The sequence below is a fragment of the Lactobacillus equicursoris DSM 19284 = JCM 14600 = CIP 110162 genome (genome assembly GCF_001434815.1).
Classification (GTDB): Bacteria; Bacillota; Bacilli; order Lactobacillales; family Lactobacillaceae; genus Lactobacillus; species Lactobacillus equicursoris.
In genome coordinates, this window is record NZ_AZDU01000089.1 from 1 (window position 1) to 2,283 (window position 2,283).

A 2,283-nucleotide genomic window follows, 5' to 3' on the forward strand; every position below is an offset into this window, starting at 1 on the left:
CCAGGACGATTTAGATCACTTACGTGAGAATATATTGGACTATTCAGGTTCATATTTTGCGTTAAGCCAGGTATCTTTAGCTGATAAAGTTAGATTAATCTTTAAGTTGCACAACCCTGGTACTGTGACAGTTCCAAGTGACCTCTATGTTGGTAGCGACACTGTTGGACGACCGGAAGGCGCTCAAGAAATCGTTGATAAACATGAATATGACCCAATCTTTTTGTCACAAATTCAACCACAAGGTGGCGTGTCCCAGGCAGATAATGAAATTATCCGATATGGTGACGGGTATCTGAAGGTGCTTCATTTGTATAAGTACCGTGTTACAAACGATGCTTTCTGGGGTCAAGATGTGTTTCAAAACTCAAAGTATCTGGTCACTGCTGATGTCAAAACGGTTAATACTGATGGTAAGGGTACTCGTAAGAATTTCAATTCGGCCATTACAGAACATAGTGATGCAATGACAAAGGCGCGCAACTTTCAAGATAAGACTGAAGCAGCCATTAACTACAATAGTGTTAAAGAATCCGCTGAAGCAATTACTAGTGGTGAAGAAACTATGAAACAACTACACACTCGTATTTATGTTTTTGAACCTACCAGGGAAGAAGTAATTTCTGCGGCTGAACGTGTTCGCGAGAAATTTCAAAAGCGATCATTTGACGCAATTTCATTCGTTGATGAAATCGATGATGAAGTAAAAGGGCTATTTGATCCTTTTGCAGTTCAAAATGATAATCGGCCACGAAAAGGGCAAGAAATGCGTGGTCTCTCGCTTGCTGGTAGTTATCCGTTTAACTACTCCCAATTAATTGATCCAACCGGTATGTACACAGGATATGCCTTATATAGCGAAACCGGTATTGTGTGCCTGGATACTTTTCATAAAGATAAAGAGCGTAAATCTTATAACGGCATTATCGTGGGTGGTCAAGGCTATGGGAAAACCACTGCTATTAAGTTTGAAGCTAAAAAGAATACGTTGGTTGGCAATTACAGCTACTTGTTTTTAGATGGACAAGAGGGTGTCCGTTTAGCTGAAGAGCTTGGTGGTGAGTCTGTTAACGCCCGATACTTGCCAGTTAACTGGTTTCAAATTTTTGCGGCCAATGTTGATGAGACGTCTGGAAAAATCCTTGAGCAAGCCTCCTTCGATACGAATCTTAATCGAATTCAGACAACGTTCATGATCGCTAAGAATATTGAACAAGGTGATTATCTTATGGACCTTTTTGAAAAGTATCTCCGGCCATTTTATGAATTTTGGATAGATGCAAATGCATTACCAATGGACACGATTACTCAACAAGATCCACACAAGTACCCTTTGGCAGCTGATTTTTTAGCCTATTTAGAGGAACATCGTGATGACTCACCGGCTGATAGCGTGGCCATGAACCAACTTATTACGAAGCTAGACAACCTGGTAACGAGTCGAGGGGAGATTTTTAATCAATATTCATCTTACTCATTCGAGCGCCAAGTCTATGCATTCAACATGAAGGACTTGAGCAGTTTGGGAGATTCAACCTATAACGCTCAATTTTATACGTTGGTAGCTTTGATCACTAATGAGGTTATGCAACGTGGGGAAATTCAAAAATATCAATTTGATAACAATACTAAGAGTAATGACGAATACCAATTCTCATCGATTGTCATTGACGAATTTCATAAACTAGTCACTAGTAAAAATGTGTTGTTGATCAACCAGCTTGCAGAACTCAGTCGAGAACTTCGAAAAATGTTTGGTGGAATTTGGGTTGCTACGCAACATTTAGCTGATTGTTTCCCAGATAAATCGAGTGATGGCCAGTTGGGTGAAATGTCTAAAGCTGTTATGGCCATGTTCCAAAGTACGACTTATCGCTTTCTATTTAACCAGGATGAATCAGCTCGCCAGCTGATTAAACAAGTCTTCGGGGAAAGTATTAGTGACAAGGACGTTAAGGACATTTCAGAATTAAAAGAAGGTCAATGTGTCTTTAATATTCGAGGCGTTACAACGCTTCAGTTTGCAATGCAGATTAGTGCATCTGATCTATCAATCTTTGGAGGTGGCCGTTAATGGTTCAAGATAAGAAGGAAAAAGGCAGCATTAAAAAAACTCTAAAAGTGATTGGCCGTGAAACAAAGGAACGATCACGTTTATTACTTTTTGGGAAAAAAACAGACTCTAAACAAGCCACACCAATGAATCGGAACAAACTACTGAAATGGCTTGTCTATGTTTTTGCGTTCGGATTGATATTAGAAATAATAATCGGATTTTTTTAA

The 2,283-nt window shown here is 39.4% G+C and carries 2 protein-coding genes; both read left to right on the forward strand.

What is annotated here, in order from left to right:
• Positions 1-2,074: hypothetical protein (locus FC20_RS09350; RefSeq protein WP_056945390.1), on the forward strand; the 2,074-nt coding region annotated here is incomplete at its 5' end.
• Entirely contained in the window at positions 2,074-2,283 is a 210-nt protein-coding gene (locus tag FC20_RS09355; protein ID WP_056945391.1) for a hypothetical protein, read from the forward strand. The genes FC20_RS09350 and FC20_RS09355, both read left to right, overlap by 1 nt.

Excerpts from the sequence above, each read along its gene's own strand:
- FC20_RS09355 (WP_056945391.1), top strand. The coding sequence starts at position 2,074 with ATGGTTCAAGATAAGAAGGAAAAAGGCAGCATTAAAAAAACTCTAAAA.